We start from the raw sequence: 24018 nt of genomic DNA, 5'->3' as shown, positions 1-24018 counted from the left end.
TTAAGGTTAAAAATTTTATATGGTGACATTAAAAGAAGTAAAGACTAAAAAAGATTTAAAGGCTTTTGTGAAATTTCCTTTTAAATTATATAAAGATTCCAAATATTGGGTTCCTCCCATTATAAGTCAAGAAATTAAAACATTCAACAAAAAAGAAAATCCGGTATTTAATGATGCAGAGGCTAGATTATTTTTGGCATATAAAAACAATCAAATTGTAGGCAGAATAGCTGCTATTATAAATTGGTTGGAAGTAAAAGATCAAAACCAAAAAAAAATGCGTTTTGGATGGTTTGATTTTATTGATGATTTAGAAGTTTCTCAAACACTTTTAAGTGAAGTAGAAAAAATTGGCAAAGCCAACAATTTAGAGTTCGCTGAAGGTCCAGTAGGGTTTTCCAATTTAGACAAGGTAGGTGTTATGACAGAAGGTTTTGATTCTATGGCGACCATGATTACATGGTACAATTATCCTTATTATGTGAAGCATTACGAAGCAGCTCATTACCAAGTGGAAAAGTCATATTCCGAAAGTAAATTCCCTTTTAAAAACGTAAAACCTGAATTCTTTTTTAAAGCACAAGAACTTATCAAAAAACGTTATCAATTAAAAGCATTAAAGCTAACAAAAACTGAGGAGGTAATGCCTTACGCGGATAAAATGTTTGATTTATTCAATAAAAGTTACGCATCGTTATCTTCTTTTGTTGCTATAAATGATGTACAAAAAGAGTATTTCAAAAAAAAATTTATAAGTTTTATAAACCCTGAATATATAAAATTTGTTGTCGATAAAGACGATAATATGATTGGGTTTGCCATTGTTATGCCTGCTTTTGCAAAAGCACTCCAAAAAGCAAAAGGAAAATTATTTCCATTTGGATTTAGATATATTTTAGATGCTAAAAAGAATAGTAAAGATGTAATTTTTTATCTAATTGGCATACATCCCAATTATCAAAACAAAGGCGTTCATGCTGTCATTTTTAAAGAATATTATGATGTTTTCACAAAAAAAGGTATAGAAACTTGTTTTAGAACACCTGAATTAGAAGACAATATTGCTATTCATCAAATATGGAAACATTTTGATCCAGTTGTTTACAAAAGACGGAAAACGTTTAGAAAAGTTATTTCATAAAAAAATCCGACTCACTTATGAGTCGGATTTTTTAATATAAAATTATTGAAAAGCTATTGTCCCATAGCGGCCATTACCGCTGCAGATAAACGCTTATAAGTTCCATTATCCAAACGTTCTCTTATAGCATCAAAAGCATCTAAAGTTTCCTCAACATCTTGTAGGGTATGTGTGGCTGTTGGAATCATTCTCAGTAAAATCAATCCTTTAGGTATCACTGGATACACAACTATAGAACAGAAAATTCCATAGTTTTCACGTAAATCCCTAACTAAAGCCATCGCCTCAGGAATACTTCCTTTTAAATATACAGGTGTTACACAACTTTGAGTGGTTCCTATATCAAAACCACGAGATTTTAAACCTGATTGTAATGCGTTAACTATTTTCCAGAGATTCTCTTTTAACTCTGGCATTGTTTTAAGCATTTCCAATCGCTTTAAAGCACCTACGGTTAATTGCATTTGCAAAGATTTTGCAAACATTTGTGACCGCAAGTTGTACTTTAAATAATCAATGATTTCCTGATCGGCAGCAATAAAAGCTCCAGTACTAGCCATAGATTTTGCAAATGTTGCAAAATAAACATCAATATCATCTTGAACTCCTTGCTCCTCGCCTGCTCCTGCGCCAGTGGCACCTAAAGTTCCAAAGCCGTGAGCATCATCTACTAAAAATCTAAAATTATATTTTTTCTTTAAAGCGACTATCTCTTTAAGACGACCTTGTTCTCCTCGCATCCCAAAAACACCTTCGGAAATAACCAAAATTCCTCCGCCAGTTTGTTCAGCCATTTTAGTAGCTCTTTCAAGGTTTTTTTCTAAACTCTCAACATCATTATGCTTGTAAGTAAAGCGCTTTCCCATATGCAATCTAACCCCGTCAATAATACAAGCATGTGCATCAACATCATATACAATGATATCATCCTTACTAACTAAAGCATCTATGGTTGATAAAATGCCTTGGTAACCAAAATTCAAAAGATAAGCGGCTTCCTTTTTTACGAATGCAGCCAATTCATCTTGAAGTTTTTCATGCAAATCTGTATGACCAGACATCATTCTCGCTCCCATTGGATACGCTGATCCATATTGCGCTGCAGCCTCAGCATCCACTTTTCTCACTTCAGGATGGTTTGCCAAACCTAGATAATCATTAATACTCCAAGTAATTACATCTTTACCTTGAAATTTCATTCGGTTTGAAATTTCTCCTTCTAATTTAGGAAATACAAAGTATCCTTCTGCTTGAGAAGCCCATTTACCCAAAGGTCCTTTGTCCTTATAAATCTTATCAAATAAATCTTTCATCTAAAATAAATCTTATTGCTATTAAAATTAAGACATAACTATACTAGGAGATGCTCTATTAGGTAATGAAACATATTGTATGTTTAAAATTTAAGAAAAGCTTTTGCCTTAGTTAGTTGATGCAAAATTAATTATTTAAATGTTTTGAACATAATTTTTAATGGCCAATTATTCACAAAATAAAAAAGAAAAAGGTGTTTTGCCAACTGGAAAACACCTTTTTCTAATAAGTTATCCTAAATTTTATTTTATGTATTGAATATTCTGCGCAGAAGCTTCATTAATACTATCGAAAAAGCCTTGTTCATTCATCCACTTATCACTATAAACCTTACTCATATAACGTGATCCATGATCTGGAAAAATAACCACAACATTATCACTTTTCTTAAATTCACCTTGGGCCCCCAGCTGCTTAATGGCTTGCATGGCTGCACCTGATGTGTAACCTACAAACAAACCTTCGGTTTTAGCAATTTCTCTGGCGGTGTGCGCACTTTCTTCATCCGTTACTTTAACAAACTCATCAATCACATCAAAATCTGTAGCGGTAGGAATTAGATTTTTCCCTAAACCTTCAATTCTGTATGGATAGATTTCTTTTTCATCAAACTCTTTGGTTTCATGGTATTTTTTTATAACAGAACCATAAGCATCAACTCCAATAATTTTGATGTTGCTATTCTGCTCTTTTAAATATTTGGCTGTTCCTGATATGGTACCACCTGTTCCACTACATGCTATTAAGTGTGTAATTTTTCCTTCTGTTTGTTTCCAGATTTCTGGACCTGTAGATTTATAATGCGCATCAATATTTAATTCGTTAAAATATTGATTGATATAAACAGAGCCTTTTATTTCATCATGTAATCGTTTTGCTACTTGGTAATAAGATCTTGGGTCATCAGCACTTACATGAGCTGGACACACATAAACTTTAGCTCCCATGGTCTTCAACATATCAATTTTATCTGCTGAAGATTTAGAACTCACTGCTAAAACACAGTCGTAACCCTTTATAATACTAACCATGGCAATACTAAAACCTGTATTACCAGAAGTGGTTTCAATAATAGTGTCTCCCGGAGAAAGAATTCCTTTCTTTTCGGCTTGTTCTATTATATAAAGTGCTATTCTGTCTTTTGAAGAGTGTCCTGGATTGAAAGATTCTACTTTTGCGTAAAAATTGCCTTTAAACTTGGAAGCTATTTTATTAAGTTTAATAAGCGGTGTATTGCCCACTAAATCTAATACATTGTCAAAAACTTGGTTTCTGTGTTTCATAAATGCTTTTTATAAACTGTATCATTTGAAAAAATAAAAACAGCTTAAAACCTGACAAAAATAAAACTTTTTTTTTATTAACCATGAATTCCTTCTAAATCTAGCAAAAAGGCATATTCCATAGCGACTTCCTTCAGGCTTTCAAAACGTCCTGAGGCGCCACCATGACCCGAATCCATATCTGTATGCAACAACAATCTATTTGAATCTGTCTTGAATTCCCTAAGTTTTGCTACCCATTTAGCGGGCTCCCAATATTGTACTTGAGAATCGTGCAAACCTGTTGTAACTAAGATATTTGGATATTCTTTTGCTTCGATATTGTCATATGGGGAGTAAGATTTCATATAGTTATAATATTCCATATCGTTAGGATTTCCCCATTCGTCATACTCGCCTGTGGTTAGAGGAATGGTGTCATCAAGCATCGTTGTAACGACATCAACAAAAGGAACAGCTGCCAAAATACCATTGTATAATTCCGGATTTAAATTAATGACTGCTCCCATAAGCAAACCTCCAGCAGAACCCCCATAAGCATATAAATGTTTGTTAGAAGTGTATTTTTGATTGATTAAATATTTAGAACAGTCAATAAAATCGGTAAACGTATTCATTTTGGTTAGTAGTTTACCGTTTTCATACCAATCCCTACCTAAATATTCTCCACCACGAATATGGGATATAGCATAAATAAAACCTCTATCCAATAAACTTAAACGAATGGTTGAAAATGAGGGGTCGATAGTTGAACCGTAAGAGCCATAGGCATATTGAAGTAACGGATTATTCCCATCAAGCTCAATTCCCTTTTTGTACACCAAGGATATAGGTATTTTAACCCCATCTCTAGCGGGAGCCCAAATACGCTTTGACTCGTAATTTTCTTTATCAAACTTACCTCCTAAAACTTCTTGTTCCTTTTTGATTACACTTTGTTTGGTTTTGAAGTTATAATCAATAACTGAACTTGGAGAAGTTAGAGAATTAAAGCCGTAACGCAACTCGTCACTATCAAAATCAGGATTATTGCCAATGTATGCCGTATAGGTTTCGGATTTGAAAGGTAAATAATAATCTTCCTTACCGTCCCAACTAATTATTCGCAAGTTGTTGAGTCCATTTTCACGTTCGTTAACCACTAAATAATCCTTGAAAATTTCGATATCTTCAATCAAAACCTCTTTTCTATGCGGAATTAAATCTTTCCAATTATTTACCTCAGTGGCTTTTTCGTTTGTTTTTGAAACTTTAAAATTGGTTGATTTATCTATGTTTGAAATAATGTAAAAACTGTCGTTGTAATGTGCAATTGAATATTCCAAATCTTTAATTCTTTCTTGAAATATCTTAAAATCACCATCTGGATTGTTTGCATCCAATATTTGGTATTCTGATGACAAAGTGCTTGATGACCCAATGACAATATATTTTTTAGATTTTGTTTTGTAAACAAAGGTGTTAAAAGTTTCATCTTCTTCATGGTAAACTTCAACATCTTTAACAGCTTTGGAGCCCAATGTGTGCTTAAATATTTTATGAGAACGAAGCGTTACCTCATCTTTCATAGCATAAAATAAGGTTTTATTGTCGTTTGCCCATGTAGCGCGTCCTGTAGTATTTAAAATTTTATCTTGATAAATTTCATTCGTTTGAAGGTTTTTAACTTGGATAGTGTATTGCCTTCGGCTTACGGTATCGGTTGAAAAAGCTGCCATGGTATTATCTGGACTTATAGCAATGCTACCTAAATTGAAATATGAAAAGCCGTTAGCCATGACATTGCAGTCAAATAAAATTTCATCAGGTGCGTCTAAAGTTTCCTTTTTTCTGAGGTAAATGGGGTAGTCTTTTCCTGTTTCAAAACGGGTAATGTACCAGTAGCCATTCAATTTGTAAGGCACCGTGGTATCATCTTCCTTAATCCTGGCTTTCATTTCTTCAAATAATTCTTTTTGAAATGCTTCAGTATGCTTCAACATAGCTTTGGTATAAGCGTTTTCAGCATTCAAATAATCAATAACCTCAGGATTTTCCCTATCGTTTAACCAATAATAATTATCAATTCTAACATCGTTATGAATTTTTAATGTTTTAGGTATTTTTTTTGCAATAGGGGTTTGTAATTCAGTTTTCAATAAAAGGGAGTTTAATTCTAAATTTTTTAGCCTTCAAAAATAGAAAAATTAAATAGTTTTGTGATGAATAACACAAAATTTAAAAAATATGTTTGGAGATATGATGAACATGATGGGTAAACTTAAAGAAACCCAGAGAAAAGTTGAAGAAACCAAGAAACGATTGGATTCGGTTTTAGTGGATGAAGTTAGTAATGACAACAAACTTAAAGTAACTTTAACTGCCAACAGAAGCATTAAATCCATTGAAATAGACAATGAATTGCTCCAAGATAGAGAACAACTGGAAGACTACTTGATTTTAACGCTCAATAAGGCTATAGAAAAAGCTACCAGAATTAACGAAACTGAACTTGCTGCAGTAGCCAAAGAAGGTATGCCGAATATTCCGGGAATGGATATTTTTAAGTGAATTTAAAGATTTTTAGACTACGTAAAAGATTATATTATTAGATTTTTTACAGTCTGAATAAATTTTTCGTGCATGGCATCGGTATAATCCATATGAGTAACCATGCGTAGTTTATTACCACCCATACTAATTACCATAACATTTTTATTAGCTAGTTTTTGGAAAAATGCTTTTTCATCGACATCTTCATTTAGTTCAAAAATAACGATATTGGTTTCAATAGGTTCTATGGCTTTAATGATAGATAATTTAGATAGCTCCGCTCCTATTTCTTTAGCTTTTTTGTGATCCTCTTTAAGTCTTTCTACATTGTTATCCAAAGCATAAAGTCCTGCAGCAGCCAAATATCCCGCTTGTCGCATATTGCCTCCAAAAATTTTACGTATTCTAATGGCATTCTCCATAATTTTTGCATCTCCAATTAAAACCGAGCCCACAGGACAACCCAAACCTTTACTTAAACATACCGATATAGTATGAAAAACATTCCCGTATTGTTTGGGCGTTTCATTTTTAGCCACTAAAGCATTCCAAACTCTAGCGCCATCTAAATGAAATCCTAGTTTATGTTTGTCACAGACTTTTTTAATTTTTTTTATCTCACTCAAATCCCAACAACTTCCTCCCCTTCTGTTAGCCGTATTTTCTATTTCAACTAAACTTGTTTTACTGTAATAGTAAGCATCAGGGTTTATAGCTTTTTCTACATCGACTGCAGAAAACATGCCATTATTTTCATCTAATAATTTACACGAAACCCCACTATTAAAAGAAGCACCGCCCGATTCATAATTATAAATATGGGCATATTTATCGCAAATAACTTGGTCACCAGGGTTGGTATGCAATTTAATGGCGGTTTGGTTTGCCATAGTTCCACTGGGAAAAAACAAAGCTTGTTCCTTTCCAAACATATCAGCCAGTCTACGCTCTAGTAGATTAACCGTTTCATCTTCTCTAAACACATCGTCACCCACTTTAGCTTGCATCATGGCTTCCAACATGCCTTTGGAGGGTTTCGTTACGGTATCACTTCGGAGGTCTATAATCATAAAATTAATTTTGATTGTAATTACAAATATCAGAACCTATTGGAGATCCATCTGGTATTTTTGGTGAATCCTTTAATTTAAATTTATCAGGATTTTTTCTGAATTCAGAAATCATCGTGCTATATTGGCTGGCGTACTTAACAGGCCTTTTTTTGTCATAAAGTAGTTTTGATAACAGGTTAATAGCATCATTGGCCTCAGACTTTACTTGAAAGAAAGCTTTATCGCTAACTGCTAAATTCATTAAATGCTGAAGAACTTCAACGTTAACCATTTGTTGGACTTCTTCTAAATAAGCATCATTGTAATTTGTTTTAAATGTATTGTTAATTAATTCATTGAAAACCTCTTTTATTCCTATTTGCTCTATATCTAAACTTTTTTGCTGGATTAGCCTGTTCATTCTTTCTGGATGCAACAGTAATTTTAAAGTTAAATCGCTTGCCGTAGAAGCGGCACTTAAAGGGTCGAAACTAACTCCCGTTAATCCTTTAAAGGATTCTCTGGTTCTATTATAACCAAAAGCTCTTGGTGGGAATAAACTTAATTTATCCTTTGGAATCGCTAATGTTTCGGCAGTGAGTGTCTTTAAAACCGTATTAAGAGCTTCTCGCTGTATATCTGATTCAATAACTTTAACCACAAAATTTTGTTCGCCCTTAACAGCATAATTGTAATCCAGACCTGCAATAATTTTTGTTGCTGCTTCAGTTTGATAGCGGTGTAAGAAATACAGAGGAACAAATACATCTTCCAAAACAGAAAAAGGTTCAAAATTTCTAATATTATCCTCTGAAAAGTTTGAAATAACTTTTTGTCTAACATTTAAAATGGCCTCTAATTGTTTTGAAGCGTTTTTACCATTATCCCATAAATGTGCTAAGGAATGAGCACCTCCTAAGGCTCTGGCATCACTATCAGAAATAAAACGCAATCCTTTTTGGGTTGCATTTTTAAGTATGCTATTCAAAGCATTTTGTTCATTTTCATTTTCTTTAAAATGACCATAACTATAGGCTACCGCGACCTTGTCCCATTCACCTATTCCAACACTATAAGCGTTATCTAAAATAACTTCGCCGTTTTTCAATTCAATTTGTGGATGCGGATAATCCATAACCGAAGCATTGTTATTGGTACTGGCTGCAAAATTATGTGTAAAACCTAAAGTATGACCTACTTCGTGGGCACCTAATTGGCGTATTCTTGCCAAGGCCATATTTAACATAGGTTGGTAATTATCATCACGCTCTGCAAATGGTTTGTTTAATAAAGCTTGGGCAATTAAAAAATCTTGACGAACCCTTAAACTACCCAAGCTGACATGACCTTTTATAATTTCACCTGTTCTGGGATCGACAACACTTGCACCATAACTCCATCCTCTTGTTGATCGATGAACCCATTGAATCACATTATATCTGCAATCTAACGGATCTGCATCATCTGGAAGCATTTTTACCTGAAAAGCCTCTTTAAAACCTATGGCTGTAAATGCTTGGTCCCACCATGAAGCGCCTTCCAACAAGGCACTTCTTATAGGTTCTGGTGTTCCTGAGTCTAAATAATAAATGATAGGCTCAACAGCCTCGGAAACTGAAGCTTCTGGATCTTTCTTTTCAAGACGATGCCTGATTATAAAACGTTTGTTTATTTGTTCTTGAATGGGTGATGCATAATCAAAATATGACATTGGTATAGCACCACTTCTAACATCAAAAACTCTTGGTTTATATTTATTATCTGGTAATTCTATAAAAGAATGATGTTGAATTACACTTATTGAAGATGGTGTAGGAACAACACCTCTAAGGTTTTTACCTGTTGGAGTTCCTATAAAAGTTAATAAAGATTCAAATTCAACATTTTTAGGGAATGCTTTGGTCCTGTCTAGTGAAATAGCACTTTTGGTTAAATCTATTTTATAATCGCCTTCTTTAAGCGCTTTAAGCTTACTAGCAACACCATGCGCATCTTGCATGACAAACGGCGTCAAATCAATTTTAAAACGACCGTCTTTTTCTTCTTTTATAATAAACCCATAAAGAACCGATTGAGCAAAAGCTTGTTGAACGCTTTTTGTTTCTAATTCATTATTTGTAATCGCTCTATAATTTAAATTAGTTTGTATCAGCAATAATTTATTTCCTGCCTTGGAAAACTTTACAACGCGCTCATTTCCTAATTGCCCTCTATCTAAACCAATATCATTTGAGCCAACACCAGTTGCTAAAGCATTAACATATAAAAACTCTTCATTAAGTTTTGTTACCTCAAGATAAATTTTGTCTTCACTTTCATCATATGAAAAATTAAAAAACCCTTTATAATCAGTCAGTTTTTTTTCTTTTGATTCCTGCGAAAAAACATGAAAAGCAATAATTACAAAACAAATGGTTAAAGTAAATTTTTTCATAAATATTTTTGTTTATAAATCTACATATTATTTTTAAATCAATCTTTAAATCCTATTTTTGTTCAAAATAAAATAACTTATGATTACTTCCGATCAAATTAAAGATCTCAATACCCGCCTTGACAAACTAAGGCACTATCTTTGACATCGATGCCAAACTCATAGAAATACAAAACGAAGAAGAGCAAACCTTCGATCCCAATTTCTGGAACGATTCCAAGCAAGCGGAATTGGTTATGAAATCACTCCGTGAGAAAAAAAGTTGGGTTGAAGATTATAAAAAATCCAAAACTTTAGTTGAAGATTTAGAGGTTATTTACGAGTTTTTTAAAGAAAGCGAAGCAACCGCTGAGGATGTTGCAGATCGATATGAAAGCGCCGTTAACCTTATTGAAAAATTAGAGTTTAAAAACATGCTTTCTGAAGAGGGTGACAGTTTAAGTGCTGTATTACAAATTACCGCAGGCGCTGGTGGAACTGAAAGTTGCGATTGGGCGAGTATGCTGATGCGAATGTATCTTATGTATGCCGAAAAAAGTGGCTTTAAGGTTAAGGAACTCAACTTTCAGGAAGGTGATGTAGCTGGAATAAAAACTGTGACTTTGGAAATTGAAGGCCCTTTTGCCTTTGGTTGGTTAAAAGGTGAAAATGGTGTACACCGTTTGGTACGTATCTCCCCTTTTGATAGTAACGCAAAACGCCATACCAGTTTTGCTTCGGTATATGTATATCCCTTGGTTGACGATACCATTGAAATTGACATCAATCCTGCTGATATTGAAATTACCACGGCCCGTTCTAGTGGTGCTGGCGGACAAAACGTAAATAAAGTGGAGACTAAAGTGCAACTTACCCACAAACCTACAGGTATTCAAATTTCATGTTCTGAAACGCGCTCTCAGCATGACAACAGAGCACGTGCATTGCAGATGCTTAAATCACAATTATATGAAATTGAGCTCCAAAAACAACTCGCACAACGAGAAGATATAGAGGCCAGTAAAATGAAAATTGAGTGGGGAAGCCAAATTAGAAACTATGTCATGCATCCCTATAAATTAGTTAAAGATGTTAGAACAGGACATGAAACAGGTAATATAGATAACGTTATGGATGGTAATATTGATGCCTTTTTAAAGGCTTATTTGATGATGATGGGACAAAAAACAGAAGATAACAACCAACTTTGAAAGAGATAGACAGTATCATATTTGACCTAGGAGGCGTTTTAGTGGATTGGAAACCTGAATATGTGTTTTTGGATGTCTTTGAAGGCAATGAAGAAAAAACCAAATGGTTTTTGAATAATATTTGCACTCTAGACTGGAATGAACAGCAAGATGCTGGTCGAACTATTGATGAAGCAAACAAAACATTAATCGCCCAATTTCCTGAATTTGAACATGAAATAAAACAATATTACGGGAGATGGTTGGAGATGTTAGGTGGTGCCATTGAAGGTACTGTTAAAATTTTAGATTCATTGGTGAAAAAAGATTGTTACAAACTAGTAGCCTTAACTAATTGGAGCGCTGAAACCTTTCCTAAGGCTCTTGAAATGTTTGAGTTCCTCCATTGGTTCGAGGGAATTGTAGTATCTGGTGAAGAAAAAACTAGAAAGCCATTTGAAAAAATATACAACATTACTTTAGAGCGCTTTAATATTAAGGCTGAAAAAGCCATTTTTATAGATGACAACTTAAGGAATATTGAAGCTGCCAATAAATTGGGAATCAATAGTATTCATTTTGAATCACCTGAAAAACTCCTACAACAATTAAAGATTTATAATATTCATTTATAATGATTCAAATATTTCACAATAATAGATGCAGAAAGTCTCGTGAGGGATTAGAAATTTTGGAAAAATCTGGAAAAGATTTTGAAGTTATAAAATATTTGGAAGCTGTCCCAAGTGAAAACGACCTTAAAAATATTCTAAAATTATTAAATATTAAGCCCATTGAGCTCGTTAGGAAAAACGAAACTATCTGGAAAGAAAACTTTAAAGGAAAAGATTTAAGTGACGATGAGATTGTAAGCGCTCTTATTAAAAATCCAAAACTTATTGAGCGTCCCATAGTTATAAACGGAAATAAAGCTATTATCGGCAGGCCTTCGGAAAGAATTTTGGATATCATTTAGTTTTGTTTAATCTTTTTTATTTTTCTTTTAACAAAATATTAACCCTACCCCGTTAAACTTTCAAATAACTTTGTGGTCAAATATAGAAAAACCTAACCATGTTAAAGACTTTAGTCAACCTCAATATCCTATTTTTTTGTTTAACAATTTTAAATGCTCAACCCAAAGAACCCTCAATATTCGTTGATAAAAATGTAACCATAGTTGGTAAAGTTATTGATAAAGAAACCCAGTTACCGTTGGAATATGCATCAGTAGCTTTTTTCAGTAAAAAGGAAAATAAAATTGTGGATGGTGGTATCACAGATATCAATGGCGAATTTAGTATTACAGTTAAAAATGGAATTTACGACATTGCAATTGAATACATTTCTTATAAAAAAATTACCTTCCCTAATAAAAGTTTAGAAAAAAATGAAAATTTAGGCACCATAAGCATGGAAATTGATTATGGCACCTTAGATGCCGTCGAAATAATAGCAGAGCGAACTACGGTAGAGATAAAGCTGGATAAAAAAATATACAATATAGGTAAAGACCTTACCACTGCAGGAGGTACCGTTAGTGACGCCCTAAATAATGTTCCTTCTGTTTCTGTTGATATAGATGGAGCCATCAGTTTAAGAGGAAATGAAAATGTTAGAATTCTAATCAATGGAAGACCATCAGCACTTGCTGGTTTTGGTGATAGTAATGTACTAAGCCAACTACCTGCTGAAGCCATAGAACGTGTAGAGGTTATCACTTCGCCTTCAGCTAGGTACGATGCTGAAGGGACTGCAGGTATTCTAAATATTATTTTAAGACAAAAAGAAACATTAGGCTTTAATGGTGCTTTTAATTTTACTGTTGGTAACCCAGATAATGTTGGATTATCTGCAAATTTAAATTACAGAACCGAGAAATTTAACGTTTTTTCAAACTTTGGATGGCGTTACTTTGATGCTCCCAGAAATAGTTTTAGTGATATCACTCGATTTGACAGAATTGAAAATGGAACTGTTATAGAGCCACAATTTAGAAGAATTATTGAAGATGAGGATGTTGAGCGCTTGAATAGAAATTATAACGCCAATGTGGGTTTAGAGTATTTCCTAAGTGATAAGTCATCGATAACAGGAAGTATTTTTTATCGCTTAGGTAGTGATGCTGATTTAGCCATTAATAGTAGCGAACGCATCAATAATGATGTAATTGTAGAAGAAACATTAAGACGAGAAAAACAAACAGAACGCGATAATAGTTATCAAATTGCGGTAAACTATAGAAAACAATTTGGAGAAGATACTGATCATACTTTAACAGCAGATTTTCAATATGAAGTTGATAAAGAAGAAGGTTTTACCTCCCTTAATGAAGATTACATTTTAACCAACCAAACCAATCCAGAACCTTTTCAAATAGAACAAGAAACTCAAAACGAAGATCAAACTGAGTATTTATTTCAAGCTGATTATGTTTTACCTTTAGGAGAAGATTCTAGATTTGAAGCTGGTTATCGAGGAAATTTTCGAAATGAAATTACCAATTATATATTAGAACAAGAGAACCTTAATTCTGGAGTAATTGAAATTAATGATATTTTCACTAATGTCTTCGATTATGATCAAAATGTAAATGCGCTTTACAGCCAATATGGTTCGAAATTAGGAAAATTTTCCTTTTTACTAGGCTTACGCTTAGAACACACACAACTCAAAGGAAACATAAATTCAAGGCTTTCGGAACAAGAATTACAAGAAGCATACGAATTTCCTATTAAAACTCAGTTTGATAATAACTATCTAGGTCTATTCCCCACTTTAAATTTAATATTTAATATTGGTGGATCAGATTCTGATAGCGAAGAAAGTATAACTATAGGATATAACAGACGTATTAATAGGCCTCGAGGATGGTTTTTAAATCCTGTTCCCTCTAGATCAAGTAGAACTAACGTATTCCAAGGGAACCCTAACCTTGAACCAGCTTTTGCAAATGCAGTTGACTTGGGTTATTTAAAACGTTGGGAAAAATTAACTTTAACCTCATCAATATACTACCAAAAAGAAACTAATTCTTTTGAACGTATACAAGAGGAAACCAATCAATTTACACAGCCTGATAATATACAAATTGTAAGATCCATACCTATAAATCTCTCTACAGAATCAAGAATTGGTGCTGAACTAGGTATTTTATATAATCCGTCTAAAAACGTTAGATTTAATTCAAGCTTCAACTTCTTTCAGTTTGAAACTGATGGTGAATTTAATAGCGTAGATTTCAGCGCTAAAAACACAAGTTGGTTTGCAAGATTTAGTTCTAATATAAAATTGCCTTGGAGTGTAGATTGGCAAACCAACGCTAATTACCGAGGTGCTAGACAAGATGCCCAAACGGACACAGACGGTATTTTCTCTATGGATGTTGCGCTTAGTAAAGAAATCTGGGATGGCAATGGGAATATCTCCTTAAACGCTAGAGATTTATTTAATTCAAGACGTTATCAATCATTGACAACTACAGAGTTTTTTGAAAGATATAGCGAATCGCAATGGAGGCAACGACAAATTAATTTATCATTTATTTACCGTTTCAACCAACAGAAAAAACGTAACGAACGTAGATATCAGAATCAAGGAAATGATGATGATTTCGATTATGAAGGATAATAGATAACAGTAAGCCATAAAAAAAGGAAGCTCAATTAGCTTCCTTTTATTTTATAATATGTAATTATGTTTAAGATTGACGTTTGGCTTTCTTTTCTTCTCTAATTTCTTTTAATCTTTCAATTAAAGAACCTCCGATCCAATACGGTATAACAAAGGTTAACAAAAATATCATTAACCAAAAACCAATTGTTAATATGGTTAAAAATGCTAAAAAGCCTAAATATTGGTCAAATTCAAACATATGCAGTATCTTTTTTAAATATAATGCAAATATAAGGCAAAGAGATGTGTTAAACAATATGAAATTTAAAATTATTAACAGAGTTTTTAACCAAATAAAAAAATATCAAAATCGTTTAAAAAAACTTGTAAAACTAACAGATATCATAATTAAAAGAACATTAAAACGATTAACTTTGTAACTTAAATTAAATCATTTTAAAATGAGTTTTAGAATAGAAAAAGATACCATGGGCGAGGTTAAAGTACCCGCTGATAAACTTTGGGGCGCACAAACTGAACGTTCCAGAAATAATTTTAAAATTGGCGCTCCGGCATCTATGCCGTTGGAAATAATCTATGGATTTGCATATCTTAAAAAAGCAGCGGCATTTACAAATTGTGAACTTGGAGTTTTACCTATTGAAAAACGTGATTTAATAGCTCAAGTTTGTGATGAAATTTTAGCTGGAAAACATGATGACCAATTTCCCTTAGTGATTTGGCAAACAGGTTCTGGAACCCAAAGTAACATGAATGTAAATGAAGTTATAGCTAACAGAGCGCAACAACTAGCTGGAAAAATAATTGGTGAAGGTGAAAAGGTCATTCAGCCCAACGATGATGTTAATAAGTCACAATCTTCGAATGACACCTTTCCAACAGGAATGCATATTGCGGCTTACAAGAAAATAGTAGAAATAACTATTCCAGGAGTTACACAATTGCGAAATACGCTTCATAAAAAAGCTGAAGCTTTTAAAAAAGTGGTTAAAATTGGTCGTACACATCTTATGGATGCTACACCTTTAACATTAGGTCAAGAAATATCAGGTTATGTTGCACAATTAGATCATGGTTTAAAAGCTCTTGAAAACACCTTACCTCATTTAAGCGAACTAGCATTAGGAGGTACTGCTGTTGGTACTGGACTAAACACGCCTAAAGGCTATAGCAAACGCGTTGCAGAATATATAGCTAAGTTTACCGAATTGCCATTTGTTACGGCACCGAATAAATTTGAAGCTTTAGCAGCGCATGATGCTTTAGTAGAAACACATGGGGCCTTAAAGCAATTAGCTGTTTCTTTAAATAAAATTGCAAATGATATTAGAATGATGGCATCTGGACCGAGAAGTGGTATTGGCGAAATTATTATTCCTGCAAATGAACCTGGAAGTTCTATCATGCCTGGAAAGGTTAATCCAACACAATGTGAAGCCTTAACTATGGTTTGTGCACAGGTTATAGGTAACGATGTAGCCATTGCCGTAGGTGGTTTACAAGGACATTATGAGCTTAATGTTTTTAAACCTGTTATGGCTGCAAACATTTTGCAATCTGCCCAATTAATTGGAGATGCTTGTGTGAGTTTTGATATTAATTGTGCCGTTGGAATTGAACCAAATAATGAAATAATTAATAAACTGTTAAACAATTCCTTAATGCTAGTAACTGCTTTAAATACTAAAATTGGCTATTACAAAGCTGCTGAAATTGCCAATACAGCACACAAAAACGGCACAACACTTAAGCAAGAAGCTGTTAATTTAGGCTATGTTACGGCAGATGAATATGATGAATGGGTAAAACCTGAAGATATGGTAGGTGGTTTAAAGTAATAATGAAACTTTTTTTAAATAAAAAAACAGGTAATTATTTACCTGTTTTTTTTTGGTTGGTTAGCTATCAATCCTTTAAATTTTGAAAAGGAAATCATAGCAAATGTATTATTTAACGAATAAACAAAGGTTAACAAATGTTAAGAGAGATCAATTTTTTTTCTAATCCTACTTAATTGAACTGGTGTAATACCCAAATAAGAAGCAATATGATATTGAGTTATTAAGTCATCAACATCCAAGATTTGTTTTTTTAATTCTAAATATCTAGCCTTAGCGTCCAAGGTAATCAATTCAATAAGTCGCTTTTCATACTTGATATATGTAGCTTCTAGTACTTTAGTGTATAATGTATTAAGGTGCATATCTTTTTTACATAACTCCATTAATTTACAAAATTCCAATTCATATACTTTACAGTCAGTTAGTGCTTCAAAAATGAATAAGGATGGTTTTTTCTGAATTAATGCTGTTAAAGAACCGAATAAGCTATCATTTAAATAGAAGGTTTTATTATATTCTTTACCTGATTCCGTAATCAAATAACATCTAACTACGCCTGAAATAAGCAAATATACTTTTGAAGTAATTTCACCTTGCATTACCAATTGGGTTCCCGATTTAATTTTTCTATATTCCGATATTTCAATTAGTTTGGAAAAACTATCAGGACAAGTATTAGATAAAGAATTTATTAAAGCTAATGTAGAATTCATTAAAATTATTTTTAAATGGCATTAGAATATTCATTTTAGAAAATGTTACTTTTAACATCAATCCTAAAACAAAAACCTATTTTTAAATTTATAAAGATGTTTTAATTATTACGAAAATTAAAACATCTCCAACATATCTTTTAAGTGTTCTGCAATAGACCAATAAGATTGTTTAAATGTATCATTTATCAAACTTTAATCATTCTTTTTAAACAACATTATTCATCCTGATGTAATTTTTAAATCATTTAAAAGATTTAGTGGCTTTAGTTATACATGTTTTAAAGTATAAATATAATAAATACTCAAACAATTAATTTTTTTAATTATAAATGATTTTCTAAATTACTGAATTGCTGGAAATGAAACATAATAAAAAAACCTCAAACAAAAAGTTTGAGGTTTATTCCTTTTAAGTTTTATATTAAAAATTTTACTTTAAAGTAAACTCAGATGTAGCAACTAAATCTTTTTCGTTAAAAACATTAACAATATAACGCCCATCTACAAAATCTGCATCACCTTTTGGAGTTACAAACTCACAGATGTTAAGATTAGCATTTTCATAATTAAACTTACTAATCAAACTATAATTAAGTGTTTTTTCACCAAAAGTAACTTGTTCATTTAAACCTAAAGTGTTGTTTTTAGGGTCTATAACCTGAACATACAATTCTTGCTCGCCAGCTTGAATTAATTTGTTTTTAGCTACTATAAAGCAAATTCTAATTTTATCACTTCTGCTAGATCTTTCAGTTGGGATAACTTTTCCTGAAGTTCTAACTATAACTCCTGACGCCTTTAAATCTACTGCTGTAAGCACGGAAGCATCAGATACTACTTCTGCCAAGGCATTGTTTTGCACCAATAATGAATCTGTAAAAATAGTACGCTCCTCCAAACGTACACGTGTACTGTCTAAAGAGGTTGCTAAATAGGAATTCTCAACTCTTAATGAATCATTTTGAGCCAACAATACATCCATTTCTTTTTGTAGGGCTAAGTATTTGCTCTTATATCTCCACAAGCTTTTAACGTTAGTCTCAGAAATTTTTAAAGAATCTATCAACCCTTGAATTCTGGCTCTTGCTTCAATCAAATTTTTATTGGCAACTTCATTCTCACCGATGGCCTCATCATATTGTTTAGCCATGGCGTTTAAATCATTCATTACCAACTGTTTTTCTTCAGTTAAATCTTGTTGTACTTTTTTACTGTTAGAATACAAATTCATGGTATAAAAGCCAGTTGCTAAAAATAAAACTACTGCAATGCCCAATGCTACTTTAAGGCCCATGCTACTTTTGTTGTTTTCCATAATTACTTGTTTTTGTTTTTTTTAATGTTAATTCTTGTTTAAATTTTAATGCTAATTTCTTAATGCTATAAATAAATAATGACGTACTTTTAATTTCAAAATCTATTTAGTTTTATGGATAACCTCGTTCTATTCAACAATACTACTCGTAAAAAATTATTAAACAAACGCTCTGGTGAATCCAAATTTGGTGAACACGTTCAAATATTAACCAGCATTTCCAATATATACGAACAACTTATAAATTTGGATGTTAGCTATGTAATTTTAGGTTTACCTGAGGATATTGGTGTTTTAGCTAACCTAGGTAAACCTGGTACTTCAAAAGCTTGGGAAACTGCGTTAAAAGTGTTGTTAAACATTCAAAACAATACATTTACTCAAGCTAAAAAAGTTCTGATATTAGGACATTTGGACTTTTCAAATGAGTTAGAAATTATATCGAAATTAAATACCTCAAAAAAAAAGGAGATTCAAAAAGCGAGACAATTAGTTGAAACCATGGATGCTTCTGTTGCACATTTAATTTATCAAATTGTATTGGCTGGCAAAAAACCAATCATCATTGGTGGTGGACATAACAATGCTTACGGAAACATAAAAGGTACGAGTTTAGCTTTAAACAAGCCTATTAACGTTATAAATTTTGATGCCCATTCCGATTTTAGAGCCGAGGAAGGGCGCCATAGCGGTAATGGATTTAGTTACGCTTTCGCGGAAGGATTTTTAAGTAATTACTTCATATTTGGATTACATGAAAATTATACTTCAGACAAGATTTTTAAAATCTTAGATAAATTCAAAAATATAGCATACAATACGTTTGATGCTATAGAAATAAGAAACAAATTAAAGTTTAAAGATGCCTTAGAAACGGCTTCAAATTTTGTTTCAGATAATACTTTTGGCATTGAAATAGATTGTGATGCTATCGAAAATATATCTAGTAGCGCCATGACACCAAGTGGATTTAGCGTTAACAAAACCCGAAGCTTTCTTCACTTTTTTGCGGCACACGAAAATGCTACCTATTTGCATATTTGTGAAGCTGTTCCAACAAAAAAAACAGCCACCCAAATTGGTAAGCTTATTGCCTATTTGATAACCGATTTTATTAAAGCAAATGGCCATTGAAATAATTGGTTTTGATAAACAATATTCAAAAGATTTTTATGAACTAAATATAGAATGGTTAAAAACCTTATTCTATGTGGAACCCTTTGATGAGGAAGTTTTAAGCAATCCTGAAAAATATATCATTAATAAAGGCGGATATATTTTTTTTGCCAAACTTAATAATGATATTGTTGGTACACTAGCTTTAATGCCCTGGGAAGATGGCAGTCTTTTTGAACTTACAAAAATGGCAGTTTCTCTTAACCATCGCGGGCATCATATTGGTCAACAATTGATGCAACACTGTATTGATTTTGCTAAAGAAATCGGGTTGCCAAAACTTACACTCTATTCTAACACCAAATTGGAAAACGCTATTTATATTTACAGAAAATATGGTTTTGTGGAATTTCCAATAGAACCCAACAGCCCATATAAACGTAGTAATATTAAAATGGAGTTGGTATTTTAAAAACTAGTCAAAAATCTCAACAAATACCCAAATAATCCAAAACAAAAGCCTACTGTAAACGAGATTATACTACTTCCCATTAATTTGTCTTTTTTTATACTATAAAACTTATAGCTTATTTTTTCTGAAATCATGCTTAATAAAAGGATTGAAATCCCTGATAAAAAAATGAGCATAAAAATAATATTGTCAAAATCTGTCAAATCTTCATCAACAGAAGAAAATAAAATCAAAAAAATTAAATAATAAAAATACGCACTAATAACAATCCAACTAATTTTACTCTTGAAAAAAATGGATGTAACTGGAAAAATAATTACTAAGGAAGAGAAATATATTTTAAAAGCTTGAAATGAAAAAATAAAGTCTATAAATTTCAAATCGATAAACTTGGATTTTTCATAATAATAGTCTAAAGTTATTACATCAAAATAACATGTATAAAATGAAAAAAATAGAATGAAAATATAGTGTATATATATTAATTTAAATTTCATTCTAATTCCCAACAGCCTTCAAAGAATCAATTTGCTTTTGAAGTTTTTCAAGTAATTTGGTTTTATCATCCTCAATAAGTATAACTTTATTGATAGAATCTTGAAACGTTTCACCCAATTCTATAGTTTTGGTTTCTTCCACAAAATAATAACCTATTTTTTCACTGGCTCGCCATGCTTCATTTAATTGATCATAAACCGTTTTATCCCATTGGCTTGGGTGTTTCACATCAATCCAAACCACATCGCGGTATTCGCTATCAATCAATACCAAATCTGGAGTGGCAGACCCATCAAATTGTTTAGTGTTCTTATCACTAATAGAGGAAACAGTTCCCATAAAAAACATGCGCTTTTTTCCGGCTATGTTTTTTATATAAGGGCGAAACTCTACGGGTGTATTGGCTGTCCAATCGTACTCTTTACGCGATTCTTTCACTTTTAATGGCATTGCCGAAACTCCTGCATAACCTTGTTTTTTAGCGGCGTGATTGTAATAATATAATTTATCGGTACCATCAGCTGGAATAAAGACACTAAAACTTAAACTGGTACGCTCATCCCCTACGGGTTCTAACCCAAACCAATGATATAAACCGCTATAAGCATCGGTATCGGTATCCGTGAAATCAAAATCGGTTACATAAGGTTGCTGATTTTGGTCTTTTGGCATTTCTGGTATTTTAACAGCGGTTTCCATATTCCAAGGCAGCGGATCGCTAAACCCACCTAAAAACTTTAATGATTCTGCTTGCAATTGCGATACTTTTTCGGCCAGTGTATTTTGACGGTTTAAATAGGGGTGGTTTTTCATCTCAATGGGACTTATGTAAGTTCCTTTACCAATTAAAATACGTTCTATATAATCTTTAAAATCATGCTCTCCAGCATCAATAACCATTACGCCTCCAAAGGTTGGATACGGAAATAGAAACCCTTTCCATTTAATTAAACTAACAACTTCCACCCACTGACCAGTATCGTTTTTCATGTAATAGGTATCGCTGGGTTCCATAGTAAATAATTGAAAAAAATTAAACCGTTGTACCACGGCATTATAAGTGTTTCTACTAAATTTTAATGATTCACCTATGGAAAAGGTTACCGGTATTCTATTTTCACTAGAAAACCTAGGAAATGGCGTAGTACTAGATACAGCAAATACTTCCTCGGTATTATCAGTCATACCTTGCCAAACATACTTTTCAGTCGGTTGAATGGCCATGGTCCATTTGTTTTCATCACCTATGCGTACCAAATGCGGTAACGACACATCTTTGGTTTCGCCAACGCTTTCGTTAGCCATTGAAAAGATATTGCGTAAAGGTTGGATGCGTTCGTTTCGGGTTAAGGGTAATTCGTTTATTTCAACTTTATTTAAGTGATTAAACACATTATAGGTTTTCATATAATCGTACATTTTAAAATGCCAACCCACCACATATAAAATCCCAAAGAAAACTAATAGTATTCCTAAAATACCAAGCCTACCGATTGTACTTGCCGAACTTCTAAATTTTCGTAATCCAAAAAACAACACAATGACGCTCAAGATAATAACAAAAATGTATTTTCTAACGAATAACAATGCAGGTTGATAATCATCTCGCAATACAAACAAAGCTATGAGTAGAATGAGCAAAACAACAATGGTTATTGTTTTTTGCTTTATGCCTTTTCGCCAATAGTTTTTAATCATAATAAACCTTTATCTTTTAAACGTTCCCTAGCACTTTTTTGTTCAGTTTCAGATTGCTTTTTGATTTCTTTTTTAGCTTCTTCAACCACTTTGGCATCTTTGGTTTTCAAATCTTCAATAAAATCCTTTCCTTTTTCAATAGTATCATGAACCATATCTTCCAATGAGTCACTTTTTTTATCAATAACTTCACTGGATTTAAATATAAAATTTGCTAAATAGGTTCCTGCCAAAGTACCCACAATCATGGATGCAAAAATGGAAATGGTGGCAATATCTATAGGAATTAAGAATCGTGTAACCAGAATTCCTATCAAAAATAAAAATCCGATAAAAACCAATCTGATAATAAATTTTTGCTGATATACAAATCCTTTTTTATCGGTAGGTTTCATTTGTAAGTCTTTAGAATACATGAGTTTATTAAAAAATCGATATAAACCGTTTCCTTGAGACTCTCGCAAGTATATTAAAGCTCCAAAAAGTATCGAACCGATGAAGATGATTAACTCTAGTGTCATGATTTTAGGATTTTGGTTACTTTTATAAAGTTAGTCTATAATTTTTAAATATTGTTACTAATGGTTTCAACAACCCAATCTTTGAAGGATTCATCCCATGTTTTAAAAGCCTCATAAAAGGCTTCTTTATCGTACCAATACCAAAATAACACGTCCTTTGGAGCAATATTCACCAACAATTTCCAAATTAAATCTTGGTGTTTTGGTTCCAAGGACGAATGTGGTTCGTGTAAAGCCTCAAAGAGTTTGGTGTCCACTATATCAGAAATTTTAAATTCGTTACTGGTTTCCAATTTTTCCAAATAACGTTCCACACTCATTACTTTTTTACGGGACTCAATATCCAATTTGTTTAAATAACTTTTAAATAAAATAGGGTCAGTTAAAATATCTTTAGTGGGATGTTGGGTATCTTTTAAGCATTGTGCCATTTCATATTTTTTGATGCGCTCGTAGCGGTTGGTTTTGACCACTTTTTCTAAATCATGTTCAATAATCACATGGTCTCGAAGTTTTTCCATGAGTTCAGGCTGATGGATATGAAATATCAATACCTCGTAATTCGTGTCTTTAATAGCTTCTTTATACCATGTTTCATCCTCAAAAACCACAATAGGTGTAATGAAGTCGCGTAACACGTAAACTCCACCAAAAGCTTTGGTGTAAAAGGAATCGGTGGTGTATTGGAGTTCGTGTAAATCTAAATCACGGTTGCGCAAATCACCATATTTTTTTGCGGAATCAAGCAATTGCTGATGGATGGTTTCATCAATAAAATTATGGTCCCTATTAAATTTATCCACCAGTTGTAATTGTTCTTTTTGAATTCGATCTAGATTATCAATCAAATGAAAATGAACAGTAATTTTTTCATATTTTAAAACATCCAAAGGCTCATAAAAAGCATCGATGCCTTGGTCAAAATCCAAACAAATGGCAGAATCTCTGGTAATATCCTTTATTTTCTCGCCATGGATTTTAAAAACGAATTTCATCAAGTCCCTATCAAAGGTATGAGACGGTAAATACAAGGGTTTTCCTTTTTGTAAAGGCGAAATAATAATACCATGTGGATTGGCTTCGCCATTATTTAGATAGTAATTGTCTTTCTTTTCCTCTGCTATTTCTGGACTCCAACCAACACCATCAATAGAAAAGGTTTTAAGCTTGGTTTCGGTAAACCCAAGTTTCACCAAGCATTTGTTATAACGCTCCACTAATTTCCCGCTAACGGGAATAAGTTCACTTCGGTATAAATTGGCTTCTTTAAGTTTTTGCAT

The 24018-nt window shown here is 32.6% G+C and carries 20 protein-coding genes; 9 read left to right on the top strand and 11 right to left on the bottom strand.

From position 1 onward, the window contains the following. Positions 1 to 19: 19 nt before the first annotated feature. Positions 20 to 1141 carry a GTP cyclohydrolase gene (locus tag ABD963_RS06670; RefSeq protein WP_345276178.1) on the top strand — a complete coding sequence of 374 codons (1122 nt, stop codon included), beginning with the start codon at positions 20 to 22 and terminating at the stop codon, positions 1139 to 1141. A gap of 53 nt (positions 1142 to 1194) precedes the next feature. Here ABD963_RS06670 and capB read toward each other — a convergent pair whose 3' ends face one another. The 3 genes from capB to ABD963_RS06655 all read right to left on the bottom strand — a co-directional run bounded on the left by capB (position 1195) and on the right by ABD963_RS06655 (position 5876). Further along, positions 1195 to 2454 carry a cysteate-C-fatty acyltransferase gene (capB, locus tag ABD963_RS06665; RefSeq protein WP_345276177.1) on the bottom strand — a complete coding sequence of 420 codons (1260 nt, stop codon included), beginning with the start codon at positions 2452 to 2454 and terminating at the stop codon, positions 1195 to 1197. A 243-nt stretch (positions 2455 to 2697) separates the two neighbouring features. Continuing rightward, positions 2698 to 3738, bottom strand: coding sequence for a cysteate synthase (gene capA, locus ABD963_RS06660; protein ID WP_345276176.1), 1041 nt, complete (start codon positions 3736 to 3738; stop codon positions 2698 to 2700). Positions 3739 to 3815: 77 nt separating this feature from the next. Next, a complete protein-coding gene (locus tag ABD963_RS06655) occupies positions 3816 to 5876 on the bottom strand; it encodes a S9 family peptidase (protein WP_345276175.1) in 2061 nt (686 codons plus the stop codon). Positions 5877 to 5964: 88 nt separating this feature from the next. Between ABD963_RS06655 and ABD963_RS06650 the strand changes: the two genes are divergently transcribed. Continuing rightward, positions 5965 to 6288 (top strand): YbaB/EbfC family nucleoid-associated protein, encoded by a 324-nt coding sequence (locus tag ABD963_RS06650; RefSeq protein WP_345276174.1) that lies wholly within the window; start codon positions 5965 to 5967, stop codon positions 6286 to 6288. A 29-nt stretch (positions 6289 to 6317) separates the two neighbouring features. On the opposite strand, the gene ABD963_RS06645 is transcribed toward ABD963_RS06650, so the two are convergent. Continuing rightward, entirely contained in the window at positions 6318 to 7340 is a 1023-nt protein-coding gene (locus ABD963_RS06645) for a threonine aldolase family protein (RefSeq protein WP_345276173.1), read from the bottom strand. A gap of 4 nt (positions 7341 to 7344) precedes the next feature. Then, positions 7345 to 9756, bottom strand: a complete 2412-nt coding sequence (locus ABD963_RS06640) for a zinc-dependent metalloprotease (RefSeq protein ID WP_345276172.1) — start codon at positions 9754 to 9756, stop codon at positions 7345 to 7347. A gap of 79 nt (positions 9757 to 9835) precedes the next feature. Between ABD963_RS06640 and prfB the strand changes: the two genes are divergently transcribed. The 4 genes from prfB (at position 9836) to ABD963_RS06620 (ending at position 14555) form a co-directional block, all read left to right on the top strand. Next, positions 9836 to 10946 (top strand): peptide chain release factor 2 gene (gene prfB, locus ABD963_RS06635; RefSeq protein WP_345276171.1). Its coding sequence is split into 2 segments (ribosomal slippage): positions 9836 to 9898 and positions 9900 to 10946, totalling 1110 coding nucleotides; the frame shifts between segments, so codons are not numbered across the junction. After that, a complete protein-coding gene (locus ABD963_RS06630) occupies positions 10943 to 11560 on the top strand; it encodes an HAD family hydrolase (protein WP_345276170.1) in 618 nt (205 codons plus the stop codon). The genes prfB and ABD963_RS06630 overlap by 4 nt, the downstream gene beginning before the upstream one ends. Further along, positions 11560 to 11901: an arsenate reductase (glutaredoxin) gene (gene arsC / locus ABD963_RS06625; RefSeq protein ID WP_345276169.1), complete on the top strand. Its 342-nt coding sequence runs from the start codon at positions 11560 to 11562 to the stop codon at positions 11899 to 11901. The genes ABD963_RS06630 and arsC overlap by 1 nt, the downstream gene beginning before the upstream one ends. Before the next feature lie 98 nt (positions 11902 to 11999). After that, positions 12000 to 14555: a TonB-dependent receptor gene (locus ABD963_RS06620; RefSeq protein WP_345276168.1), complete on the top strand. Its 2556-nt coding sequence runs from the start codon at positions 12000 to 12002 to the stop codon at positions 14553 to 14555. Between the two features lie 70 nt (positions 14556 to 14625). On the opposite strand, the gene ABD963_RS06615 is transcribed toward ABD963_RS06620, so the two are convergent. Further along, positions 14626 to 14799, bottom strand: coding sequence for a hypothetical protein (locus ABD963_RS06615; RefSeq protein WP_345276167.1), 174 nt, complete (start codon positions 14797 to 14799; stop codon positions 14626 to 14628). Between the two features lie 202 nt (positions 14800 to 15001). On the opposite strand from ABD963_RS06615, the gene fumC reads away from it, so the two are divergent. Then, positions 15002 to 16399, top strand: coding sequence for a class II fumarate hydratase (fumC, locus tag ABD963_RS06610; RefSeq protein ID WP_345276166.1), 1398 nt, complete (start codon positions 15002 to 15004; stop codon positions 16397 to 16399). A 140-nt stretch (positions 16400 to 16539) separates the two neighbouring features. Here fumC and ABD963_RS06605 read toward each other — a convergent pair whose 3' ends face one another. Then, the gene (locus tag ABD963_RS06605; RefSeq protein ID WP_345276165.1) at positions 16540 to 17115 is read right to left on the bottom strand and encodes a Crp/Fnr family transcriptional regulator; all 576 of its coding nucleotides are present in this window, start codon (positions 17113 to 17115) and stop codon (positions 16540 to 16542) included. Positions 17116 to 17548: 433 nt separating this feature from the next. Next, positions 17549 to 18433, bottom strand: coding sequence for a chromosome partitioning protein ParA (locus ABD963_RS06600; protein ID WP_345276164.1), 885 nt, complete (start codon positions 18431 to 18433; stop codon positions 17549 to 17551). A gap of 114 nt (positions 18434 to 18547) precedes the next feature. Here ABD963_RS06600 and ABD963_RS06595 point away from each other — a divergent pair, with 114 nt between their 5' ends. Both ABD963_RS06595 and ABD963_RS06590 read left to right on the top strand, forming a co-directional pair. Beyond that, positions 18548 to 19567, top strand: coding sequence for a formimidoylglutamase (locus ABD963_RS06595; RefSeq protein WP_345276163.1), 1020 nt, complete (start codon positions 18548 to 18550; stop codon positions 19565 to 19567). Next, positions 19557 to 20021, top strand: coding sequence for a GNAT family N-acetyltransferase (locus ABD963_RS06590; protein ID WP_345276162.1), 465 nt, complete (start codon positions 19557 to 19559; stop codon positions 20019 to 20021). The genes ABD963_RS06595 and ABD963_RS06590 overlap by 11 nt, the downstream gene beginning before the upstream one ends. Positions 20022 to 20519: 498 nt before the next feature. Here ABD963_RS06590 and ABD963_RS06585 read toward each other — a convergent pair whose 3' ends face one another. From ABD963_RS06585 to ABD963_RS06575, 3 genes are read right to left on the bottom strand one after another with little or no spacing between them, the layout of a single operon-like run. Next, positions 20520 to 22217 (bottom strand): hypothetical protein, encoded by a 1698-nt coding sequence (locus tag ABD963_RS06585; RefSeq protein WP_345276161.1) that lies wholly within the window; start codon positions 22215 to 22217, stop codon positions 20520 to 20522. Next, on the bottom strand, positions 22214 to 22738 hold the full coding sequence (locus ABD963_RS06580; protein ID WP_345276160.1) for a hypothetical protein: 525 nt from the start codon (positions 22736 to 22738) through the stop codon (positions 22214 to 22216). The genes ABD963_RS06585 and ABD963_RS06580 overlap by 4 nt, the downstream gene beginning before the upstream one ends. Before the next feature lie 44 nt (positions 22739 to 22782). After that, positions 22783 to 24018, bottom strand: a complete 1236-nt coding sequence (locus tag ABD963_RS06575; RefSeq protein ID WP_345276159.1) for a DUF6638 family protein — start codon at positions 24016 to 24018, stop codon at positions 22783 to 22785.

Source organism: Litoribaculum gwangyangense (assembly GCF_039543505.1).
Taxonomy (GTDB): Bacteria; Bacteroidota; Bacteroidia; order Flavobacteriales; family Flavobacteriaceae; genus Litoribaculum; species Litoribaculum gwangyangense.
This window is presented reverse-complemented; position numbering and strand designations above follow the sequence as displayed.

Bases quoted from the DNA above. Each gene is read 5' to 3' on its own strand.
- ABD963_RS06645 (WP_345276173.1), bottom strand. From the start codon at position 7,340: ATGATTATAGACCTCCGAAGTGATACCGTAACGAAACCCTCCAAAGGC.
- ABD963_RS06595 (WP_345276163.1), top strand. From the start codon at position 18,548: ATGGATAACCTCGTTCTATTCAACAATACTACTCGTAAAAAATTATTA.
- ABD963_RS06640 (WP_345276172.1), bottom strand. From the start codon at position 9,756: ATGAAAAAATTTACTTTAACCATTTGTTTTGTAATTATTGCTTTTCAT.
- ABD963_RS06620 (WP_345276168.1), top strand. From the start codon at position 12,000: ATGTTAAAGACTTTAGTCAACCTCAATATCCTATTTTTTTGTTTAACA.
- capA (WP_345276176.1), bottom strand. From the start codon at position 3,738: ATGAAACACAGAAACCAAGTTTTTGACAATGTATTAGATTTAGTGGGC.
- ABD963_RS06575 (WP_345276159.1), bottom strand. From the start codon at position 24,018: ATGCAAAAACTTAAAGAAGCCAATTTATACCGAAGTGAACTTATTCCC.
- fumC (WP_345276166.1), top strand. From the start codon at position 15,002: ATGAGTTTTAGAATAGAAAAAGATACCATGGGCGAGGTTAAAGTACCC.
- ABD963_RS06670 (WP_345276178.1), top strand. From the start codon at position 20: ATGGTGACATTAAAAGAAGTAAAGACTAAAAAAGATTTAAAGGCTTTT.
- capB (WP_345276177.1), bottom strand. From the start codon at position 2,454: ATGAAAGATTTATTTGATAAGATTTATAAGGACAAAGGACCTTTGGGT.
- arsC (WP_345276169.1), top strand. From the start codon at position 11,560: ATGATTCAAATATTTCACAATAATAGATGCAGAAAGTCTCGTGAGGGA.
- ABD963_RS06580 (WP_345276160.1), bottom strand. From the start codon at position 22,738: ATGACACTAGAGTTAATCATCTTCATCGGTTCGATACTTTTTGGAGCT.
- ABD963_RS06650 (WP_345276174.1), top strand. From the start codon at position 5,965: ATGTTTGGAGATATGATGAACATGATGGGTAAACTTAAAGAAACCCAG.
- ABD963_RS06600 (WP_345276164.1), bottom strand. From the start codon at position 18,433: ATGGAAAACAACAAAAGTAGCATGGGCCTTAAAGTAGCATTGGGCATT.
- ABD963_RS06605 (WP_345276165.1), bottom strand. From the start codon at position 17,115: ATGAATTCTACATTAGCTTTAATAAATTCTTTATCTAATACTTGTCCT.
- ABD963_RS06590 (WP_345276162.1), top strand. From the start codon at position 19,557: ATGGCCATTGAAATAATTGGTTTTGATAAACAATATTCAAAAGATTTT.
- ABD963_RS06615 (WP_345276167.1), bottom strand. From the start codon at position 14,799: ATGTTTGAATTTGACCAATATTTAGGCTTTTTAGCATTTTTAACCATA.
- ABD963_RS06585 (WP_345276161.1), bottom strand. From the start codon at position 22,217: ATGATTAAAAACTATTGGCGAAAAGGCATAAAGCAAAAAACAATAACC.